This window comes from Candidatus Roseilinea sp. NK_OTU-006 (assembly GCF_012931985.1).
Classification (GTDB): Bacteria; Chloroflexota; Anaerolineae; order J036; family Brachytrichaceae; genus JAAFGM01.
The window spans coordinates 1-22072 of sequence record NZ_JAAFGM010000039.1; the positions used below are offsets into that span (position 1 = coordinate 1).

15 protein-coding genes are annotated in these 22072 nt (G+C 61.1%); 4 read left to right on the plus strand and 11 right to left on the minus strand.

What is annotated here, in order from left to right:
- The 3 genes from GXH28_RS14075 to GXH28_RS14085 form a co-directional block, all read left to right on the plus strand.
- The coding region (locus GXH28_RS14075; RefSeq protein WP_169239666.1) for a sugar transferase at positions 1–786 on the plus strand (786 nt) is incomplete at its 5' end.
- Positions 787–836: 50 nt separating this feature from the next.
- Positions 837–3017 carry a hypothetical protein gene (locus GXH28_RS14080; RefSeq protein WP_169239667.1) on the plus strand — a complete coding sequence of 727 codons (2181 nt, stop codon included), beginning with the start codon at positions 837–839 and terminating at the stop codon, positions 3015–3017.
- A 199-nt stretch (positions 3018–3216) separates the two neighbouring features.
- On the plus strand, positions 3217–5604 hold the full coding sequence (locus GXH28_RS14085) for a hypothetical protein (RefSeq protein WP_169239668.1): 2388 nt from the start codon (positions 3217–3219) through the stop codon (positions 5602–5604).
- A 107-nt stretch (positions 5605–5711) separates the two neighbouring features.
- Here GXH28_RS14085 and GXH28_RS14090 read toward each other — a convergent pair whose 3' ends face one another.
- The 10 genes from GXH28_RS14090 to GXH28_RS14135 form a co-directional block, all read right to left on the minus strand.
- On the minus strand, positions 5712–7721 hold the full coding sequence (locus GXH28_RS14090; RefSeq protein ID WP_169239669.1) for a hypothetical protein: 2010 nt from the start codon (positions 7719–7721) through the stop codon (positions 5712–5714).
- Between the two features lie 281 nt (positions 7722–8002).
- Positions 8003–9397 (minus strand): hypothetical protein, encoded by a 1395-nt coding sequence (locus GXH28_RS14095; RefSeq protein WP_169239670.1) that lies wholly within the window; start codon positions 9395–9397, stop codon positions 8003–8005.
- Positions 9384–10796: a glycosyltransferase family 39 protein gene (locus tag GXH28_RS14100; protein WP_169239671.1), complete on the minus strand. Its 1413-nt coding sequence runs from the start codon at positions 10794–10796 to the stop codon at positions 9384–9386. Before GXH28_RS14100 ends, GXH28_RS14095 begins: the two co-directional genes overlap by 14 nt.
- Before the next feature lie 54 nt (positions 10797–10850).
- Positions 10851–11621 carry a WecB/TagA/CpsF family glycosyltransferase gene (locus tag GXH28_RS14105; RefSeq protein ID WP_169239672.1) on the minus strand — a complete coding sequence of 257 codons (771 nt, stop codon included), beginning with the start codon at positions 11619–11621 and terminating at the stop codon, positions 10851–10853.
- Between the two features lie 63 nt (positions 11622–11684).
- Complete coding sequence (locus GXH28_RS14110) at positions 11685–12887, minus strand: glycosyltransferase (RefSeq protein ID WP_206156864.1); 1203 nt, start codon at positions 12885–12887, stop codon at positions 11685–11687.
- Positions 12847–14094 carry a glycosyltransferase family 4 protein gene (locus GXH28_RS14115; protein WP_169239674.1) on the minus strand — a complete coding sequence of 416 codons (1248 nt, stop codon included), beginning with the start codon at positions 14092–14094 and terminating at the stop codon, positions 12847–12849. The genes GXH28_RS14110 and GXH28_RS14115 overlap by 41 nt, the downstream gene beginning before the upstream one ends.
- A 199-nt stretch (positions 14095–14293) precedes the next feature.
- Positions 14294–15928: a hypothetical protein gene (locus GXH28_RS14120; protein WP_169239675.1), complete on the minus strand. Its 1635-nt coding sequence runs from the start codon at positions 15926–15928 to the stop codon at positions 14294–14296.
- Positions 15929–16131: 203 nt separating this feature from the next.
- Positions 16132–17103 (minus strand): DPP IV N-terminal domain-containing protein, encoded by a 972-nt coding sequence (locus GXH28_RS14125; RefSeq protein WP_169239676.1) that lies wholly within the window; start codon positions 17101–17103, stop codon positions 16132–16134.
- A gap of 8 nt (positions 17104–17111) precedes the next feature.
- Complete coding sequence (locus GXH28_RS14130; protein WP_169239677.1) at positions 17112–18191, minus strand: TolB family protein; 1080 nt, start codon at positions 18189–18191, stop codon at positions 17112–17114.
- A gap of 88 nt (positions 18192–18279) precedes the next feature.
- The gene (locus GXH28_RS14135) at positions 18280–19374 is read right to left on the minus strand and encodes a sulfotransferase (RefSeq protein WP_320447969.1); all 1095 of its coding nucleotides are present in this window, start codon (positions 19372–19374) and stop codon (positions 18280–18282) included.
- 80 nt (positions 19375–19454) lie between these two features.
- Here GXH28_RS14135 and GXH28_RS14140 point away from each other — a divergent pair, with 80 nt between their 5' ends.
- A complete protein-coding gene (locus tag GXH28_RS14140; RefSeq protein ID WP_169239679.1) occupies positions 19455–20981 on the plus strand; it encodes an alkaline phosphatase family protein in 1527 nt (508 codons plus the stop codon).
- A 7-nt stretch (positions 20982–20988) separates the two neighbouring features.
- Here the strand turns inward: GXH28_RS14140 and GXH28_RS14145 are convergent.
- The coding region (locus GXH28_RS14145) for a hypothetical protein (RefSeq protein ID WP_169239680.1) at positions 20989–22072 on the minus strand (1084 nt) is incomplete at its 5' end.

Consider the following 22072-nt stretch of genomic DNA (forward strand, 5'->3'; position numbering starts at 1 on the left):
TCGGAAGTCATCCTGGCGCTGCCGCGCGACGCCCAAGCCCGCCTGTTGACGCTGATCGCGCAGATGGAGGCATTGCCCATCCAGGTCAGCCTGACGCCGGATGTGCTAGACCTGGCCTGGTTCATGATGCGGGTGGAAGACCTCAACGGCATCCCGCTGTTGCGGCTGCGCGAGTCACCGTTGGACGGGCCGGCGCGGGCGGTCAAGCGCGTGATGGACATTGCGCTTGCGGCCCTGGGGCTGGCATTGGCCGGCCCGCTCATGGCGCTGATCGCGTTGCTGATTAAGCTCGACTCGCCCGGCCCGGCACTCATCCGCCAGCAGCGCGTGGGCGAAAACGGCCGGCTGTTCGAGATGCTGAAGTTCCGCACCATGCGCGCCGGCGAAGAGCAACGCACAGAGACTAACGCGGCTGGCACCGGTGCACCATTGCCCCACAAACGGCGAGATGACCCGCGCGTGACCCGGCTGGGGCGCTTGCTGCGCCGCTATAGCCTGGACGAATTACCGCAGTTGATCAATGTGCTGAAGGGCGAGATGAGCCTGGTCGGGCCGCGCCCAGAGCTGCCCTGGCTGGTGGATCGTTACGAAAGCTGGCAGCGCCGGCGCTTTGCCGTCCCGCCCGGCATGACCGGCTGGTGGCAGGTCAACGGACGGAGCGACCGGCCCATGCACCTGCACGTCGAGGATGACCTGTATTACATCCGCCACTACTCGCTATGGTTGGATGTGCTGATTCTGCTAAAGACCGTGCCGGCGGTGCTGAGCGGACGAGGGGCGTTTTAATGTCGCGCCAAAGGATCGTCAGTGGCATACTGGCTGCAATGCTAAGCCACATGAAGAATTGGTCTGCTTTATTGCAACAGAAACGCGTGGAAGAGTTGCTGGGCTGGTTGGCCTTCATAGGCACGCTCGCATGGTTTTACCGGAACCCGCCCTGGATGTGGGCAACCCATTTACCGGCACCAGGCGATTTCCTGGAGGCACTATGGCAGACTGAGTTCTGGCGCAACGCGGCGCTGAGCGGCTCATTCCAACTTATAAGTCTGGAGGTAATGTACCCGCTTGGAATGCATCAAATGGTTTTAGCGCATGCGGGTGTTGGTTTGCTGTTGCTGCCGATTGCGTTGATGACTAATAGCGCTGTGGCGATCAATCTAGGATTTATCCTAGGAACAGTTTTGACTTTCGTCGGCGGGAAATCGCTTTTGAAATACTTCACATCCTCGCCCCTGTTAGCTTCAATAGGAGCCATAGTATTCACCTTTGGGCTGGGACGCACTTTTCATATTCACTTCCACTTAAATGTAGCACTGGCTTCAACAGCTAGCGTATGGATGGCAGCCATGTTGATGGGACTGCGCCAACACATGGGTAAAGAGCATGTCTGGAAATGGGCCGTTGGGAGCGGGATATGCTGGGGAATATCCGCCATTGCCCAGCCATATTTTGCCTTTTTGAACGCCGTGCTCATGCTCCTGCTCGGAACACAGCGCACGGCCTGGAAATACGCGCCACTTGTCTTGTTTGTCGCGCTGGCAACATGTGGTCCGTTCTTGCTGCTGGTAGCACAAGGTTCTGCATACATGGGCTCATTGCCGCCTAGTCTCAAGACATTACACGCCTTTAGCGCCACACCCGGCAGCTATCTAGGCTGGGGAAGACTGACTGCCTGGAGGAGCTTGGCTGATCTAAGTATTGGATGGCGGCGAATGCTGTCCGAGGCAGACGTGCAGAATTGGGGCGTCATAACTCCTGCCCTTGCAATTGCTGGCGCTATTCAAGCCTGGCGCACAAAGTCAAGGCGCGCAATTATTGTTGTGTTGGCAACCGCAGGCGTGCTCTCGATGGGGCCACTCGTGTTGATTGACTCTCCCAATGATTTTGTTAAGCACATCAATAAAGTGGTATGGCTGCTGGGAGACAGGCTAAAGCCAGCCATGTTCAATGATTCAACGCTGAGCCTTAGGGAGAACTCTCTGCCTCTGCCTGGGATGCTGCCGATCTTACTATTACCTGGCTATGAATTTGCGCGTGTGGCTGGTCGTTACTCTATTCTAGTTAGCCTGGCAGCAATCATCCTGGTAATAGCAGCTCTGAACTGCTTACCGAGAAGATGGGCAGTCGTTCTAGTTTGCCTGTTGGCGCTCGAAATGCTGCCAAAGCCACGTCAGCCTGCACCTTTCCCCCAAACACCACATCCTGCACATGCCTGGGCAGCGCAGCAAATCGCAGGACAGGATCGCTCTGTTTACAGCCCGCCTGGTATGCTATCGATCTACTCGCATCATCTTGCTAATAATTTGGCAGGGGCAAACGTGAACGGGCCGTTTGCGTCAGCCTACACATTGTCAGGCTACCCGTGGATCACTTTTGAAAATCACTCAATTGATCCTCCGGAGATAGCTTTGACTGACCCAGCTTATGCCTCGATCCTACGACGGGCCCAGGTAGCAATCGTTTTATTACGGCCCGCAGCGGCTGAAGTAGCGCAAAAAAACAGGGCTCTGCGTTTCGTACAGTGTTTCGAGCCGGCACCTTCTCAGCCGTACTACGAGGACACATTGTGCGCTTTCGATGTGCTGCCAGATCCGGATGATTTCTTCGCTGTCCAGCCTCTGACTGGCTTCTCGTTTTTCGAGCCGGCGTCGGTATGGGTCGAAGGCAAACGCGCTCGGTCAGCCTGGCGAATCAGCTACCCCAGACCACACATGATCGAAATCTCTATGCGGGCCTACTGCCCCGCTACGAAGAAACAATCAGTGGTAGTGAAGATCAACGGCCAGCCTGTTGCCTCGCATGATTGGTCGAAAAATTGCTGGGACGCTTGGGGCACCACGCTCAGCGTTTCTCCTGAACTGTTAAAGCCGGGGTTGAACTTCATTGAGATTGAGGCAGACTCAGCGGCACAGCCTTACTTGCACGATCCAAACAATCCTGACCGCCGTATATTGTCAGTGATGATCGAGCGGCTACGGTTAATACCAGTGAACACGAACCAATCTGCATCGCGATGAACTGCAGAGCAAAAATGAATTGGCCGCGAAAGCAGATCGCCTACAATCGCACACAACTTTTCCAAGCTACAGCCACAGTCGTAAAGAACTCATGCTGCCGCAGCTCAAGGGGACAGACGCGGCAACCGAAATCCTCAACAATTCATCTGCTCAGTCAAATAAGTTTGACGAACGAGTAGAACCGTTTGGGATTGTGCACATGAACTTACAACCCACTACACACGCACCCTCTCGATTGACCCGGCGGCAGTTGGTTGCGGCATTCCTACTGCTGTTCCTTTTCACCTTCATCCTGCTGCGCACTGCCTGGACCGGCGATGATGCCTTCATCACCCTGCGCGTCGTGGATAACTTCGTCAACGGCTTCGGCCTCACCTGGAATACCGACGAGCGCGTCCAGGTTTACACACATCCCCTCTGGCTCTTCGCCCTCACCCTGCCTTACGCCTTTACGCGCGAGCCTTACTTCACCACGCTCGCGCTGTGCCTGAGCATCTCCATCCTCACCTTCGTCATACTGCTGCGCATCACCGCCGGCCACTTCTGGCTCACGCTGCTCATCGGCGTCGCTGCCATCGGCTCCAAGGCCTTCGTGGATTACTCCTCCTCTGGCCTCGAAAACCCCCTCACCCACCTGCTGATCGTCCTCTTTGCCCTGGCCTACCTCCGCTCTCGCCAGAATCAACAGACCGTCTTGCCGCTCGGCATGTGCGCTGCCGCGCTCATGCTCAACCGCCTCGACCTTGGCCTGCTCGTACTCCCTGCCCTTGCCGAGCGCCTGCTGCGCCTCAACTCCTGGTCCGCCCGCCTCCGTCTGGCGCTCCTCGCTTTCGCCCCAGTCCTCGCCTGGCTGGCCTTCGCTACCTTCTACTACGGTTTCCCGTTCCCCAACACCTATTACGCTAAGCAAGCTGCCGGCATCCCGCGTATCGAGTTTATCGAGCGTGGCCTGGCCTACACCCTCAGCCTGCTGCTACACGACCCGCTCACAGCGGTGGTGATCCTGATGGGCTTCATCCTTGCCCTTTCGCGCCGCCAGACGAACACATCGGCACTGGCGCTTGGCGGGCTGGCATACACCGTTTACGTCGTCTGGATCGGCGGGGACTTCATGCAAGGGCGCATGTTCACGCCGGCGTTTGTCGTCGCGCTGTTCTGCCTGGCCGCCAGCCTGCGCGAGCACCAACTGCGCCTGGCGCCAGTCGGAGTCGCAGGTTTATTCGCGTTCAGCCTGCTTGGTCACCCCACCCCCACCTGGGCTTTCGTCAACCCACAAACGGAGAATCTCACACGCACATCTGTGTGGACAGGCGCGAGCAAGAGAACAATCGGTCTATATCAGACGCTCCAGTTCTCGTTCCCTCGATTGCAATCCTTGCGAGACATCATTGATGAGCGTCAGTCTTTCTTTCACGCTACCAGTCTTTGGAGGCACCTGATTGGAGCCACGACGCTCGATTCTCGCCCAGAGGTAAAGGAAGCTAAATGGCTGCGCAAGCATAACGGCAGAGTTAGCTACACCCTCGGGATAGGATTACACGGCTTCTATGGGGGCGCGCAGCTTCGCACGATAGACGCCTTCGCACTGGCCGATGCCCTGATAGCCAGACTACCCACCCTCGACACCCATAATTGGCGAGTTGGGCATATTACGCGCCCGATGCCAGACGGCTATCTCCTAACCCGCCTGTATAACCGCAACTACCTGAGCGACCAAAACCTTCGCTGGCTCTACGATGAGCTGGATCTCATCACACGTGGCCCGCTGTGGGATACAAAACGACTCGAATCAATCATCGGGATCAATCTGCGTCCACCCCAAATCAGTCTATCTTCTTTAAGCCCAACGCCGCGCGATCAAGACGTTAATAACCTTGCTGCAAAATGGCTTGAGGTTCCCTATCCCGAGGGGCTGACCATCGTGCGGCGCACCAACGACCGGCTTGATGGCATTCTGTTTTACACCGACGCAGCGACGAGTTACACCCTGAGCCTCGCAGGCTACGAGGATGAGTACAACCAGCTTACGTTTACTCTGCCTGCCGTCGAATCCTCCAGGAAAGCAGTGATCAGGTTCGTCGCAATACCCGAAAGCGCCAACGCACAACCCGGCATTCTGCGTCTCAAGCCCCAACACCTTGGCCCTGCTCCTACGGCTGGTTACATCCGACAGCTCGGACAATTCGCGCGCGAAGTTGTCGCCCCCCAACTGCTCGATTACCGCATCACGCTCTCGCAGACCATCGGCCTCGAGGGTCCACTTTGGGCAAAGTCACAAGACCAGCTCAAACTGATCACAAACATAATGGGTGGAGTATGGTGGGCAAGCGCGTCCACACGGTACACCCTTTCACTCGACGCGCTTCCGCTATGCGATGAGGGCAACCTGAAAGCCGAGGTGTATCTTAACTCTCGCAGGATCGCTTCTCACGCCTTCAATCAATCAGCGCACTGGACGCCAACCCTCTCCTTGCCCCCTGCACACATCAAGACAGGTTGGAATTTGTTAGAGATCCATCTCAGCAAGCATTCGCCCACCTGTACCATCGGGATCCGCAGGCTCAGCCTCCGCACAGAGGTGAATTGAATGAGAACCCGCTTCCGTCGGCATGACACGATCGCCTTGATCAAAGTAAAAGCGACATCGTTGAGTCAGATGCCACATTCAGAACACGCCGGTGCCTGTATGGCAGCCTACCGTTCTATGCCTGGCGAATCATCCAGGCGCGAGACCCGTAGACGCTTTACTTCGAAATAAGGCGGTTGAACCACATTGGCCTCGGCCGGGGAAGCAAGCACGGCCCGCAATTCAAGGGTATTCCAGCCGGCCTTCAGTTGCGCCGCATCAACCCCAAATGAAGCCGCCCAAGGCTCCCCGCAATTGTCCGCGGCGGGCCAGGTATGCGCACCCAGCAGACGACCGTTAAGATGGACTTGCACCGAGAGCTGCTTGTCCAATGGGCAGCGAGGGTGCAAGATCAGCTCAATGGTATGAGGTGCCGGCCAAGTTGTGCGCCAGCCGGCGCCGGCGTGGGTCTCCACTACCCACGTAGAGTTGGCATTGAATTCTCCAAAACCATTGACCGGCTGGATGTTGAAGAAGTCATCATCCCTAGGTAATACCTCGAAAGCGCACAAGGTATAGGGATAGTATGTCTCAACCTCGGGGCCGGGATCGAAACACTGCACGAAGCGCAGCGCCGTATTTTGTTTTGCCAGCGCTGCCGCCTCGGGTCTGAGCAATACCAGGCCGATCTGAGCGCGGCGCAGGATAGCTGCGTTCGACGGGTCGGCGAGTGCTTCGACGGGCGGGTCAACCGGGATGTGCGCGAATGTAATCCACGGTCGGGTATATCGCAGATGAGCCGCGACAAACGAACCAAAGGTGATGGCGCCAGGCAGATCGCCTGACAGATAGTGCGAGTAGGTAGAAATGATTCCCGGCGGGCTGTACACCCCCAAATCAGTGCGCGGTTGTGCCCGCAGCCACTCGGCTGCCCACGCATGCGCAGGATGTGGGCGTGTCGGCACAGGATGGGCGGCCTGCGGCAGAGGCAGCAGCTCCAGCATCCACAGACAGCCGATGGCAATGCCCCACCGTCCGGGCAAACGACCCAGCACGGCGACGGCCAGCGCCACAACGGCCAGACCCAGCCATATCGCGTAGCGCCCTGGCACCCTGGCAAACTCGTAACGCGGCACGAAGACAAGCAATGCCATGGAAGGCAGCGGCATAGTATCGGCCTTCAGGCTTTCTGAACGGGGACTGAACAGGCGTGGCTTGAGCTGACGCCCTACCTGCCAGATTGACTCGTTGATCGAAGCGAAGGTTCCTCGTCCCACCAATGGGGGACTTTCCCACAAAGGCCCAAAAGAAAGCACCGCACTCACCAGGAGCAGAATGACCAGCGAACGCGCCCATCTGGCTCGCCAGCTTATGACGCCACCGATCACAGCCAGCGCAGGCGCAACCACACCCCAATTCTGGGCATGTTGCTCCGCGAGCACCTGTCTCCAGGCAGCAGTCCAATCGGCCAGCAGACGCCAATTGCTGAACGGCCCCCAGCCCACAAAACTTGCCGGCGCGGACTGGAAGTAAACGATCGACGCCAGTGACGGCCCAATGAATGACATGTAGGCGCTGCCCTGGAACAGGGCATAGAGGAACGGCCCGCTCACCACCAACGCGGTCGTGCCAATCAGGGGCAGATACTTCCAGGCGCGCCATCGTCGTCCCAGTAACACGAACAGGGGGAGATTGTGAAAGAGCGCATACGCCTGCGATAGAATAGCCAATCCCCACAACACCCCGCAGGCAACCGCCACGCCACGCGCACGGCGGGCGTGCTCTTGGCGGCCCAAGCGCAGCAACAATGCCGCCATCCACACGCTCAACGCAGAGCCAAGCAGCATATTGAGATGAATGCGGGTATGAACGGTGCGTCCCAAAGCGAAGGTAAAAACGATTGCACCGATGTAAGTGAGGCTTGTAGAAGCAACGAGTTGCTTGAGAAAGTATCGCGCACCCACGAAGCACAGGATTTGCCCGCCGACAAAACCTACATTCAGCGCAACCGCGCTGCCGGCAAGCAACGCAATGGGCAGTAGCAGCAGACCGGTGCCGCCGTGGGCGATAGTCATCTGATGCAAGCCCAGCGGGTACACCCCCGTGACGGACACCAGATCAAAATCTGCCGTCAGCACAGCATGACGCCAAAATTCAATCTGCCACAGCGCCTCCAGCGGGTCCGGAGGAGCCGGCATATGCGTCGCCCACATCCACGGCGGGATGCGATAGAACCACACCAGGACCGCGATAAACGCAACCCACCCGGCCAAGTGCGCAGGGCTGGCCACGCGCAGGCGCCGCGCAAGCCCCGCCGACATGCCTCTGAGCCAATTGCCAGCAAAAACCATTTGTCTCCACATGATGTTCAACGATCCAGGCTCCCACACCGACATGCGCGCTCATGCATGCATTCGGCCTATCCGGAGAGAGAGGCGTTGGCCCGATGCGCAGACTCCCGCTTGCGCGCCAACCGCGCAGCCATCCCATCCATCACACGGCGCGCCGCCGCTGCAGTGCCTACTGCAGCCAGCAGTGTGCCGAAGAACACCGTCAGGAGGTGATAGCGATCCCAGTCCAGCGGGATAAGCAGCACGGTGAACGCTACATTGGCACCGCCAAAGACCAACAACGCCCTCGCCGAGGGGTCTACACGGCCGGCGCGCCACAGCCGCCACCCACCCAGCACAATGAGAATGACATGAATCGCACCCAGCGGGGTCAACCATCCTAGCAGTGAGGCGCACAGCGGTGTGCCAACCAGCGGACTAGGCATACCACTGGCCGATGCCCGATACGCCCTGGCACTGGGGTCCCAGAACAGTTGCTGGCCGGGATTGAGCGCGCAATTGGCCGGCAGATAATGATTCAGCACGCGCCGAAAGCTGACCGTCAGACGCTGCTCTACACTGACCAGACGGAACCGGTCATTTGCAGCCTGCTGGCGTGCCAGCAGGTGCTGGCGCTCGGCGACCATCATCATTAGACGCTCCGCAGGCGCGGCATGCAAGATGGGAGTTAGCACGACGAATGTCGCCAGGCCGGCCACGATAGCAGCACCGGCAAGCAAAATAGCCGCCGCGGCTTGGGCGCGCGCAGCTTGCCGGTCAGACCATACGCGCGCCCAAGCGATCCATCCCCCCAGCACGGCCAGGTTGATGGCTGCGTTGTGCTTGCTGGCCACCCCCAAGCCGGCCAACCCACCCAACCCGGCTGCCAGCAACAGCGCGCGCTTCCAGCCTGCGCGACGCAGCACATCCCACTCTCTGCCGGCTGCCCAGATCAGGGCCACCAAGAGCAGCAACATTGGCGCCTCGGTCATCGCACGGCGCGTGTGCAACAGCAGGTACGCTGACCCCGCCAAGGCCAACAGTCCCACAAATGCGCCGCCGAAACCCGCCACGCGCCGCAGCACCCCGGCGCTCAGCGCAGCGCTCAGGACGAATAGCAGCGCCATCGGAAAGCGAATCAGCCACAACTGCGACGCTTCGGGCAGGTACGCCCCAACCACCTCTCCGCTCGAGGATACATTGCCCGGTGCATAAGCCGGAGCACTGGTATATCCACCAGCGCGCAACGACAGCCCAATCAACAACGGCGTCATCAGCGGGTCGCGCAGGGTGTCGCCGCTCACCTGATACACCGCTGCGTCTGCCTGACCCAGCTCGTTCAACCAGTTGCTGTGGTGGATATAAACGAACTCATCTACGTGCAAGGGCACGCTAGCCAGGCCGGTCATCGCCTGGTAAAACACCACCAGCAGCGCTACATAGATCGCCAGCCGGCGCATTCGCCGGCGTTTAACGCCGCGCAAACACCACAAAGTGTTCATTGCCCGTCACCCCGGCCTCCGGCCATGCCACGATGAATCCTGCCTCGCGCAACACAAGCAGCAGTTCTGGTTCGACATATGCGGCCTGCAATGCTACTAAGGCCAGCCCGTCCGCGCGCAGCGCCTCACGCAATGTGGGGGCGGCATCCTGTGCGTTGGGCAGGCTGTGCCACGCAGGCGGGGGATAGCCTCGCCGTTCCAGGTAATAATTGATGGTGAGTTGATCATAGGCTGGGGCAATCCAGAGATGCTGCGGTTTCCATTCCGCAATCAACGCGGCGACCTGGCCGGCGTTGGACTTGTCGCGCCAGTTTGAGTAGTACGCAAGCAGCGAGGGGATTGAGAGGACGAGCACGACGCTGGCCAAAATCAAACCCGCCGGCCTGCCCAATCGGCGCTGCGCCAACTCGGCCAACTGGCGCAACACCCACCCGCCGAACATCGCGCGCAGCAGTAGCAAGTTCAGAATCTGGCGTGGCGCAAAGAAGTAGCCCACGCGCATGTCATTGACTACGACCATCAGCGTCGCCAGCCCATAGATGACAAGCGTGCCCAACCAGAGCGACGTTGTACGCACCCGCCTTACCGCCCCAAGCAGCGCGGCAAGGTGCAAACCGCCGATCAGATAAGGCAGCGGTTGGTCAGCAGTATTCCTTGGCGCCACGGGCGAAAAGTTCGGCATCTCCCAGCCGGCCAGAACCCGACGCGCCGTTTCAAGGTTGAAGCCGGCAGCATCTGCGAAAATCGGTAGGCGCTCTGTCAGCAACTCGCCAAACAGCCAAGGCGAAAAGCACAGCAGGGCAAACGCTGCGGCAAGGATGAACTGCGCCAGCACCCGACGACGCGCACCCTCTGCTAACACGATCAACACCCAGCCAACAAATGGCCACACCAGGGCAGTGTAGGCATGAGCATACAGACCCAGCGTCATGCACGCGGCCATAGCCACGCTCCACCCTCTTCCCCATGCTTGCCAGCGCACCCCGATCCACAGGACAAGCGCGCATAGCATGAGCGATAGGGCATAGAAGCGCACCTCCTGCGCGTAACGCGTTGCCAACGGCGATAGCGCTGCCAGCAAAGCAGCCCAGGCCCCAATACCGCGTTGAATGCGCTCGCCGGTTGCATACATCAGCGCCAGGGTGAGCGTGGCCCAACACACGGTGATCCAGCGCAACCCGAACTCGCTCTCACCCAGGATGCGGACGCCGGCCCAGGTCACCAGATAGTCCAACGGCGCAGCACCCAAATGCGCTGCGGCTACCTGAATCGCCTCCACCGGCGACGACGACCGACCGGCCAACACCTGCCCGACCTCATCGAACCAGAAGTCAAAGGCGCCCAGGTTGACGGTGCGCAAGGCAAAGCCAAGCAGGATCACCGCCAATGGCTTCAGCAGAGGATGGCGTGCGGCAGAGGAACGCGGGATCAATGCCTATCTCCCGCTCCATTTTTGTCTGAGCACAATCCAGACAAAGCGCGGCAGGCCCAGCACATAACGCCGCCACAACCGGCGCGGCTCGGTGAGCAGCCGGCACAGCCATTCAAAGCCGTGGTCGGTTAACCAGCGCGGGCCGCGCGGCTTGGTGCCGCCCAGGTAGTCGAACATGCCGCCCACCGCCAGGATGAGCGTGGCGTTCAGCCGCGCGCGGTGCGCTGTGATCCACAGCTCCTGCGCCGGCATGCCAAACCCCACCAGCAACACACCGGGCTGCGCAGCGTTAATCGCAGCAATGACTCGCTCGTTCTCCGGGCCACTTTTATCGAAGTAACCATGATGAACATGCACCTCAAGCTCCGGCACACACTTGCGCAGGGCTGCCGCAGCGCGCGACACGGCGTCGTAGGTTCCACCCAGCATAAACACCGACCGGCCATGCGCCGCGCAGAGCCGCCCCAGCCGATCCACCCAATCGGGCGGGGTGAAGCGCTCGGGCAACGGCGTGCCCAGCCAACGGGCCGCCAGCCACACCCCCACACCGTCACAAAACACCACCTCGGCTGCCGCCAGCGCGCGGCGGAAATCGGCTTCCGTCTCGGCCAGCACCACCGCATGTGCATTCACATTCAGCACAGCACATTGCTGATGCAATGCCAGCCGTTCGGCCAGCCAGGTGAGCAACTCGTCCAAGCGCAGCGGCGTGACCGCCGTGGCGCCCACACACACCCGCTCGGGCAGCAATGTCGGCCCAAGATCAAACGCCATAAGGATATGCCGGTTCAAGCGCCGGGGCCGGGCGTCCCTCCCGCGCCGCCTGGTAAATCGCCATCAGCGCCTCGTAGTGGCGCTGTGGATCGTGCGCGCGGGCCACGTAATCGCGCGCGGCGCGCCCCATCGCCGCGCAACGCGCCGGATTGAATAGAGCGCAGCGATTGCCTCGGTCAGGGCCGTCACATCGTTGGGCGGGACGAGCAGGCCCGTCTCGCCGTGGCGCACGATCTCCGGGATGCCCCCCACCGCCGAGGCCACGACTGGCTTGCCGCTGGCAAATGCCTCCAATAACACCAACGGCGCAACATCGTGACACGTTGAGGGTAACACCACCAGGCGCGCTGTTTGCAAGGCCTGACGCGCGGCCTCGGGAGCGAGCTGACCCATAAAGCGCACATTGCCCAGGTCGGCCGCGCGCCGACGCAGCATCGGCTCTAGGCGCCCTGCGCCGGCGATCTGAAAGGGGACTTCCGACAGCGCGCGGGCGCTCTCGATCAGCACAGCAGGGCCTTTCTCCACCTCCAGGCGGCCCAAATAGAGCACATCTTGGCCCTCAAAGGTCGGCGAGTACTGCGCTGCAGCAATGAAATAGGGCAGTCGCAGGGCGCGCTCGGCGGAGACGCCCGCCTCGATCAGCCTTTGACGCAGGAATTCGGACGGCGCGACGAACAGGCTCACGCGTCGCTGATAAATGCGCGTCCAGCGCGCCAGATAAGCCTCCAGCGCGGCCAGGGCGCTGGCCAACCAGCCATACTGGACGCAACGGTGGCGGGCCGCGTTATAGAACTTTCCGCCTTTGCAGCGATAGCACATCTCCTGGCGAGAATAGAGGTAGAGCTGCCGGCTCGGGCAGACCATCCAGTAGTCATGCACCGTCTGCACGATCGGCACACCGCGCGCAGCCAGCGCATCGAGCACCGACGGCGAAAGTTGGCGGTAAATATGGTGCAGGTGGGCCACATCGGGCCGAAATTCGGCCAGCAGTGCGCCCAGCTTGCGGCGCGCCTCGAATGAATACAGGGCGCGCGCCGCCGCGCGCAGCCGCGCCGACGGGCGCGGATCGGCATAATCCACCTGGCTGACGAAGAAGCGCGCCCAGGGCGAGGGCTCGTTGCGCAGATGCTGCATCGCAAACGCCGCCACGCGATGTCCGCGTTGCTCCAATAGGTCTATCAGGCCCAAATGATAGGTCTCTACCCCGCCGAGGCGGTAATGGAACTTATTGACGGCCAGCACGGCCGGCAGCGATGGCATGCTCATAAATGCTCAGCAGGCGCTCCAGGTGACGCTCGGGGCTCCACTCGGCGGCGCGCGCCCGCGCGCCCGCGCTCAGCCGCGCGTGCAGCCCCGCTTCATTAGCCAGGCGGTGTAAACAAGCGCGCAGCCCTGCGGCGTCGCCGCGCGCGAACAACAGGCCGTTCTCGCCGTCGCGCACCAGCTCCGGGATGCCGCCCACTTGAGCAGCGATCACCGGCAGCCCCAGCGCACAGGCTTCGTAGATCACCATCGGCGAATTGTCCGGCCACAGCGAGGGCACGATCAGGGCGGTCGCGCGGCGCATCCAGCCCCGCACCGCCTCGGGCGCGGCCCATCCGACGCAGCGCACATTGAGGAACTGCCCCGCCAATGCCTCGATGGCCGCACGCTGCGGGCCGTCGCCCACCATCACCAACTGCCAGGTGCTGCCCGCCAGCGCCTGCGCCAGCCACAGCCCGCCCTTCTCCGGCACCAGCCGACCGACGAAAAGCAACAAGTGGGGTTCTCTGGTCAAGCCTGTGTCTTCTTTAGTGGCTGGCGCCACCAAGTAGGGCAACTGGCATACTCGATGCTCGGCCAGACCATAAGTCATTAGCTGATCGCGCATGGCTTTGCTGGGGCAGATGAAGCAGGCCACATTGTTGTAGGCGCCCGTCCAGCGCGCCCAGTATGCCTCGAGCGCAAGCAGCACGCCTTTCAAAAAGCTGCCTGGGCCGCGGCCAGTGCAGCCGCGCAGCGCGGCATGGTAAAAGCGCCGTCCGCTGCAACGCCGACAGATGACATCTTCATCGGCCACATACTGCCAATAAGTGGGACACACCAGCTTGTAGTCGTGGACGGTCATCACCACCGGCACGCCACGCCGGCGCAGCAGGGCAAACGCCGCCGGCGGCATCACCTGATGAAAGGTGGTGTGGACGTGCGCCACATCCACCGGAGTGGCCTCGAGCAATCGGCCCAGCGCGCGCACCGCCGGGCCGCCGCTCAGCGCGCGGCCCAGCGCGCGCAGTTTATCGCGCGCGCCATAATGGCTGAACCCCAGGTCGGGCGGAAAGTAACGCGCCCAGGGCGTGGGGCGGTTGGCCGGATGCTGCGCCGCAAACGGGATGACCGTATGCCCGCGCGCCTCCAGCGCGGCCTGCAAGGCCAGGGCATAGCTGTCGGCCCCGCCGGTGACGCGGTACGTGCGCGTGATGGCCAGGATGCGCATACCGCCCGATTGTGCCACAAAACGCGCGCCGGACGCCGATCTGCAGTTCAGCGGGCGCCGCAGCGCGCGCCGCAGCAGGCGCCTGCGCCGCCCGCCCCCACCACGATCATGCCGCCAAAAACACACGGCGGCGTTGTTGTAACGCCGCCGTGTGATCCCAACGGTGTATCAGGCGGATCGGCCCGCGCCATCAGCCGGATCAGTTCAGCTCGGTGATGTTCGAGTCGGTCATCGGGTTGCCGCCGCTGCTGCAGTTCTGCCAGCTTTCGGACACTGCCACGATCGGCTGCGTCGAGACCAGGCGCAGCGTGCCGTCGAAGTTAGCCCCCAAGGCACTAATTACTGCACTATCTGTTCCATACCCCGATCCAGCATTGAAGCGCGTGTTGTAGCCGCGCGGGGTGAGCGGAGGCAACGGGTTGGGATCATTCCACGTGTTGAGCAAGGTGCCCGCGCTGTTGTAGGCATACACCGTCACATTGGCGTTGCTGGCGCCGGCGTTCTGCACGATCAGGCCGCTGTAGCGCCAGAAGGCGCACGACGGCTGCGCGTTGATGCGCCAGGCCACCGGCAGGAAGATCTCGGTCTTGGCGTCGCTCAGGTTAATGCCGTTGTAACCCAGCGACTGGCGCGACACGCTGTCCGGATCGCCGGCGCCGGTGTTAATCGCTGCACTGTCTTTGTCATAGATCTGCTTGGCGATGCAGATCAAGGGCTGATTGGATGTGACCTGCGCCGAGCCAATGAAAGCAGGTGTGGCCGGAGTGCCGCCCAAATCCAGACCGCGAATGAGGTCGCGTTTGGCAGCCGGCAAATTGGCACCAAAGCGCGTGTTGTACCCGCGGGAGGAGAGCGGGGCAATGGTGTCGGTGTGCACCGATTCCACCGTGCCGGCGCGGTTGGTGAAGGTGATGGTGACGCTGGCCGAGAGCGTCTCGGAGGTGTTGGCGCACACCACGCCGGTCGAGTCGGTGAAGTTCGGCTCGGTGCTGGAGCCAGCGTCTACGCAACCCTGGGCGGACAGGCAGCGCCGCACCACCTTGGGGAAGAGCACGTTGGTGCTGGCCGAGCTGCGCGGTTTGGCGGTGTAGCCGAACGAGCCGTAGAACCAGGTGTGGATGGCTGCGCCGGCGATCGGTTGGGTGGCCGTCACATACACCGAGCCGAGGAAATCGTTGAAGAACGGGACAGTCAGCTCGGGCGCGGTGAACATATCAAGGGTCACCTGTGCGCCGGCCGGGATGGTGCGGACGACCGGGTTGCCGGGGAAGGCATTGCCGAAGCGGTCGTAGAAGTTGAAGTAAGCCGTCGCCGACGCACCGCCTGGAGCATTGGTGTTTTGCACATACAGCTTGCCCGCTTCTTGATCACGCCGCGCGACTGAGGGGAAGAACAGGTTGTCGCTGGGGGAAGTGGTGGCGTTGTAGTCGGCACTGTGCTTATCGTCGCCGCACAGGCCGGTGGCAGTCTGGCAGAAGCCTGCACCGCCCCCGCCGCCGGTCCAGTTAATATAGGTCAAGCCAACCAGGGGCTGATCCGAGGAGGCAATCACCGAGCCGGACCAGTTAGAGGGCAGGGCCGGGGTGACATCGCCGGCTCCTGGTGCGATCGTGGTGGCACCATAAGCCGCCAGGCTGCTCACGCTGCGTGAGGCGGCCACATTGCCGGCGCTGTCAATGTACTGAACAACAACCGCAGCACTGCTGGCGCTGGTGTTCATCACCCGGCCGAAAGACGTGCCGGTGCCGGGGCTGGGGGGAGCCGCTGCCGCAATACCTGTGCTGGCCAACAGCGCAACCATAGTGCCCATCGAGATGAGTAGCTTACGCTTCATGGAAGATCTGCTCCTTTGTTGAAAATTTAAACATAAAACACAGTCCTGTTGATTCAGGCGATGACCGATGACCCGCCTGTCGTGCAACAGAGTATGGTGATGAACCGACTCAGAGGCAATAGCCCGTTTGGAGTAAACGTAGGCGGCCTGCGTCCGGGCAGCCAGCGCACCTGACACTAAGCTTCTGCACCGGCCAGGCAGGGTTAGGGGTTGCTGCGATAGGCACGCAGCCCCTGGGCGTTTGGAATGCGCTGCACGATCTGGCCGGTGCGGGCGTCAATAACCACCCCTTCGTATTGTGTGTTCACCACGATCTCCTGCGTGGCAAGCACATAGCGTCCGTCGGGCGTCCAGTGTGGGAAGCGCACCGGCAACGGCTCGCGCGTCAGCGGCCTGGAGCGCCGGCTGTTCAGATCATACAGATGGATGTTCATCACCCCCTGCTCGTAAGAGTGATAGGCGAGCATGGCGCCATCGGGGGACCAGCTTGGCGCGGCATCGTCAAGGTCATTGTCGGTCAGTTGCTGCACCTGGCTGCCATCGCCGTTCATTACAAAAATCTCGTTGTCACCCGATCCGCTCCGGTCTGACGTGAACGCAATGCGTTTACCATCGGGTGACCACCTTGCGAAGAAGCTATTTGTGTTAGGCTCGGTCAACGCGCGAGGCGTTGTGCCATCCAGATCAACCACATAAAGCTGAGCCAGGCCCTCCACGTTTGACGAGAAGAGAATTTGGGTGCCGTCGGGCGACCAGTCGGCTGCCCAAGTGTAGCCAAACGCGCGCTTCAGCAATGGCACATCCTGATTGCCGTTGCGATCCACGATAAAAATCTCGTAATTTCCTGACTGTCGGCCAGAGGTATAAGCAATGCGTTGACCGTCAGGCGACCAGGCCGGCTCGGCAACGCTGCCCGATTGAGATAGAACGCGCGTGGTGCCGTCTTGCAAGCGCAATACCAGCCGGGAACCGCTTGGCATGGCTTCGGCGTAAACAAGGTCGTAGCCGGCCAGTGGATCAGCCGGTTCATTAGACTGAACCGAGCTGGCCAGCGGAGACATCAGTGGTGTCGGCACAGGCTCAAACGATGTTGGGCCACAGCCGGCCATGGTCAAACCAACGATACATAGCGCCAGGGTGGCAGAAAGAAAGGGGGGTCGCAAGATCTTCTTCATATTTTTACTCATCGCACCCACTGCGGATGGAGACTCTGCAAGGTGTCGGGGACATCCACGAAGGTGACCGTAGCCCGAGCCAGGTCAAAGAGGAACAGATCGCGCTGGTCTAAGGTCTGGCTCACCAGAGCACATCCATTGGGTGACCAGCTTAACCCGGCAGAAACAAGCGCCTCGGCCGGCGTCCAGGGCTGATCGCCGGGAGACTCAATCACGCCAGGGCGCAGGTAAGGCGGGTCACCGCTGACCCAAAGGGCCGCAATCAAACCAGAGACCGGCGACTGCCGGGGCATAGTTGCGTTTGAACCCACCAACTTGGGCGGAACATAGCCCTCGCCAGAGCGAGCAAGGTAGGCGTTGGTGCGCCAGGGGCACTGTGAGCTTAGGAAAGTGCAACCTGCCGAGTACAACCAGCGCGTTTGGAGCGGTGGTCCGGGGAAGCTCAGGGAAGAGATGTTCAAAATACGAATGTCGGGTTGAACGTCAAGCACCTGAAAGGGGGGGCGAACTTCTGCTATGCGGGCAGTACCGGAGACGAAATCAACGTAAGCAATACGCGCGCCATCGGGCGACCACTGGATGTTGTCGCTGAGGCGCAGGAGAGAGGTGTCAATCGTCTGAGGATTGCTGCCATCGGCATCGGCAACGATCACGCCGGTCATATCAAAGTAGGCGATACGTTTGCCGTCGGGCGACAAGCTACCGCCGACGCGCCCTGGAATCAGCAGCCCTTGCGCAGTGTTGCCGGCCGCCGGCAGACGGTCGGGGGTAGGGAAGTCAAGCGCGCGGCGCAAGGCGCGCGTCTGCAAGTTTAAATAGAAGAGATCGTACTTTAATTGCTGGTCTGTATCTGTGAACGCGCCGGTAAACAGGATGCGGCCCTGTTCGAGTGGCTCACGCGCGCAGCGCGCGCGCGTGGCTTCCAGGCTCTCTGCGCTCGTGTCAGCAGGTGACTGCGGTTGAGCGGGTGAGGTCGAGACAGCCGTTGGCGCAGCGGATTGCTGGCTCGATGCGCAGCCAACTAGAGTCAAGCCAATCACAACGAGCGTTATCGCCAGAACCAGACGAATACGCGGTGTCATATTCATATGGCTATGATAAACCAGCCCCCCAGCAAACGACTGCCAAGGGCAAAATCGCCTATCGCCACCAACCCGCTGGGCGCGCCAGAGCTGCTCATAGATATCCAAAGCGCCAGAGCAAAGGCCAGGTCAACAGGGTCACCAGCCAGCGATCCGAACGTCGCATAGCGGCGCGCCACTCTTCGTCGGGACGTAGAGCGATCCGACCGGTGTGAAAGCGATTTTGATTGCCGGCAATGAGATGGGCGGTGGACAGACACGCCTGATCCGGGCCGCATAGAGGGAGAGCGCGCTCATCCAGGCCGGCTAAGCGCGCAATCTGCGCCAGGCTGCGTTGCGGCTGGCGCATCAGGTCTTCGTAACGCAGGCGCAGGCAACGATCGCGTGACAAGCCGGCGGCCAACCGATCGGCTGCCCAGTTTGTGATCAACCATTCCCTGGCGCTGGCCGGCAAGCCATATTGTGCTGTGGTGAACGTACGCCCACGCACGGCCATGCTTTTGCGCCGACGCCAGGAAAAGGCTGTTGCCCGCGCATCCCGCACCAGGAACACCACACGCACATCCAGCGTGGTTGAGTCCAGCAGCACGCTCGCGTAAGCAGGTAATTTGGACGCATCCACCACGACCCGGCAACCGGTAATTTTGTGGATGGCAGAGTAAACTGCTTCGAGCGCGTCGAGATAGTGGCGACGGTGAACGCGCAACGCCGGCGAGAGACGCTGAAACAGAGCCGGCATGTGACGCACCCGGGTACAGGCATCACGATGACGTTGAATTTCGGCAAAGATCGGCCGCAGCACGGACGGCTCGGCACTGCCGTAGCACGCTTCCAGTATAGGACGCCAAACGGAGCATTGCGACACTAATTCTCCGCAACTACACATACGATTTGCAAATGCATCAGCATCCCACAAACGATGCAGTTCTCCCACGCCGAAACCGCCGGTTGACTGGCCAAGCAAATTGCATAAAACCGTGCTGCCACTGCGCGAAGCGCTCATGACCAGCAAAACAGTCGGTGCGCGTGCATTGATGCTTCCAGAAGACCAGTTAGAATCACACATAGACCAATGCAAGCTGCCCCGGCGACAGCATCGGGTGCGCGAGATCATCACGAAGCCGGGGCCACAACAATACCATACTGCGATATTGCAGAGCGCAGCCACAACACGGGAACACGGGATCATTCCAGCGTGTGCTTCTCTCGCCGACCTGTCTTCACAGACACAGCAAACACAGACTTCATCTCAAGGTAGAACCAATGGGTATGTGCAACCAACGGGTCAACACAAAAATCTTGCTGATTGGATTAGATGGCGCCGATCAGAATGTGCTGGGCCGGTTCGCCGAGCAAGGCGATATGCCATTTCTGCGCGAGTCGTTCGCGCAGGCGCCGCTGCGCGCGCTTGAGTCCATCCCTCCCTATGCCACACCCGCCGCCTGGGCCTCTATCTACACTGGTCTCACGCCGGCCGAACATGGCGTGCTTGATTTCCTGGACTTAATAGCCGGTGAGAACCAACTGGTTAGTAGCGCATCGCTCAGGGCTGAACCAATTTGGCGCCGTCTATCCAGCCACGGCCGACGCGTCGCGATGATTGGCTTTCCACTGACTTATCCGGCTGTGCCGGTGAACGGCGTGATGGTGAGCGGACTGCCTGCGCCCCACCAGAAAGCCATTTGGAGTTGGCCCGCTGAATTCGACGCGCACCTGAAGGCCATCCCGCACTTCCTGCCAGACCCGGAGATGACTTCTCCGAGGGTAAAACCTGTGCGAAGCATGTTGGGGCTCCAACATCATGTGCGTGCCGTCGTAGAAGCTGCCCTGGCCGCGCATGAACACTATGGGGAGTCAGGCTGGGACTTGTTCGGTGTGCAGTTCCAGGCCCTAGACACATTTCAACACATGTTCTGGGCCTGGATTGATCCAACTGACCACCGTTTCCACACCTACCCAGAACACGAGCGACAGGGCGCTGCTGGCTTCTTTCGAGTGCTCGACGAGGCACTGCGCCGACTTGTCCAAAAGCTACAGCCGAATCACATCGTCATACTGTCGGATCACGGTTTTGGGCCAGCATACCAGGCGGTCTGCCCCAATCATCTGCTGCTCGAGCGAGGCTTGCTCACTCCCTCGGTCAGTCTGGCTCAGTTACATCGGTCGTTCCACATACAACGGCTGCTCAAACGCCTGGATGTGCTCAACCTGCGGGCGCGCGTTAAATTCTCTGCGCGGCCAGGCACAACCATCATGGGCTTGAACCGCTTGATGCGGGATAGTCTGATCGACCGGGAGAAGACGCCTGCGTATGTTTTCTCTGGAGGTTACTGTGGTCTGGTGAAGGTGCGGCCTGGCTTTGAGCGGGCCGTCCAGGACGCGCTACTGCAGGCAAGGCATCCCACACTCGGGAATCGCCTGATTAAATCAGTGCACTTCCTTGATACTCTCTGGAACGGACAATGGTCAGATGCTTGGCGACAGCTTGCCATCATTCAGGCCGAGGCGGGTTTCCTCATTGACAGCCATTTCCGAGAATATGGCGCTGTAGCCCCCGTGTCAGCCGGCCTGACTGGAACACACCGCCCCACGGGTATATTGTGGACGACGCTGAACACGCTGGATGCTGCGACAAGTGTTCTCGACATCGCTCCTGGTGTGCTTCGCGCGCTCAACCTACCCTTTCCAGAGGAGAGAGGGGATACTGCTCAGGCAAAAGTAGAGTCAACAGCCACTTTCTCAACTGAAGATCAGAGCGCTATCGAAGAGCGTCTACGTCAGCTAGGCTACTTGTAGCAATAAATCAGACGCTAAAAAAATTAGCACACCGAACCGCAAATATCACCGCCACAGCGAACATGCCGATAAACAGGCATGCAGACGCAATGGGGCCTGTCGCAGGATAACCCACCACCGGCGCGAGGACCGCCATTCCCCCGAACAAATACCGGCCTTGGGGCAGCCAGGTGCCCTCGGCGGCGAAGCTGAGCAGCGGCGCAAAGGTCTGCGCCACCAACAAGCCCAGCCCCACGCCCCACAGCGCCAACAGCGCCGCCGCGTCGGGATCTGGCCGGCGCTCGATCACGTCGCGCGCTGCCAACGCCAACGCTGCGCCAACGCCCATCGCCAGCAAGGTCACCCAACCCATGTGTATGGTGGGATTGGCCGCCCGCGCAAAGATGCCAAACTTGCCCCAGAAGCTCTGTTGCACAAACGCAATCGCCGTCGGCAGGCGCTCCGCTAAGGCCGCCAGGTTGGCTCGATAGTCATTGACGAAACGCACCATCTGGCCATACACCCCAAGCGGCTCGGCCACCGCGAGCAGCAACTCGGCCAGCAAAGGCCGCGCTGTCTCGGCAGACGGATTGGGCAGGGGCAACCGCACGTCACCGGCGCGCAGCGCCAAGCCGTCAAACAAGGCCACCTGCCCTGGCGCGCCCGCCATCAGCCACACCGTCAGGCGCGTCGCGCGCGGGTCCAGCGGCATAGTCGCGCGCAGCGGCTGCCAGCCGGCGGCCTCCAGGCTAACGCGCACCGTATTGCCCACGTCGTCATCCAGCCGCACTGCCGCCCGTCCCAGCGCCCAGCCCTCCAGCGTCAGCATAGCGCCATCGGCCAAGCCCACCGACCGCCGCACGGTAGTGCGCACCCAGGCAGCAGCAGCGTCTGCCCCGGCACGCACACGAAAGGCGCGCCCACCATCGTGCACCGCTTCACCCGTCCAGGCTGGCTCCCAGCGCGCCGCACTGCGCCAGTTGGCCGGGACTGGACCGGGGATGAAGTAAAGCACGCCGGCCAACGCCAGCACGCTTACCCCCAAGCCGCCGGCCGCCAGCAACACCCGCTGGCGCGTCACCGACGCTCGGCGGCGCAACCACCACGCCCCC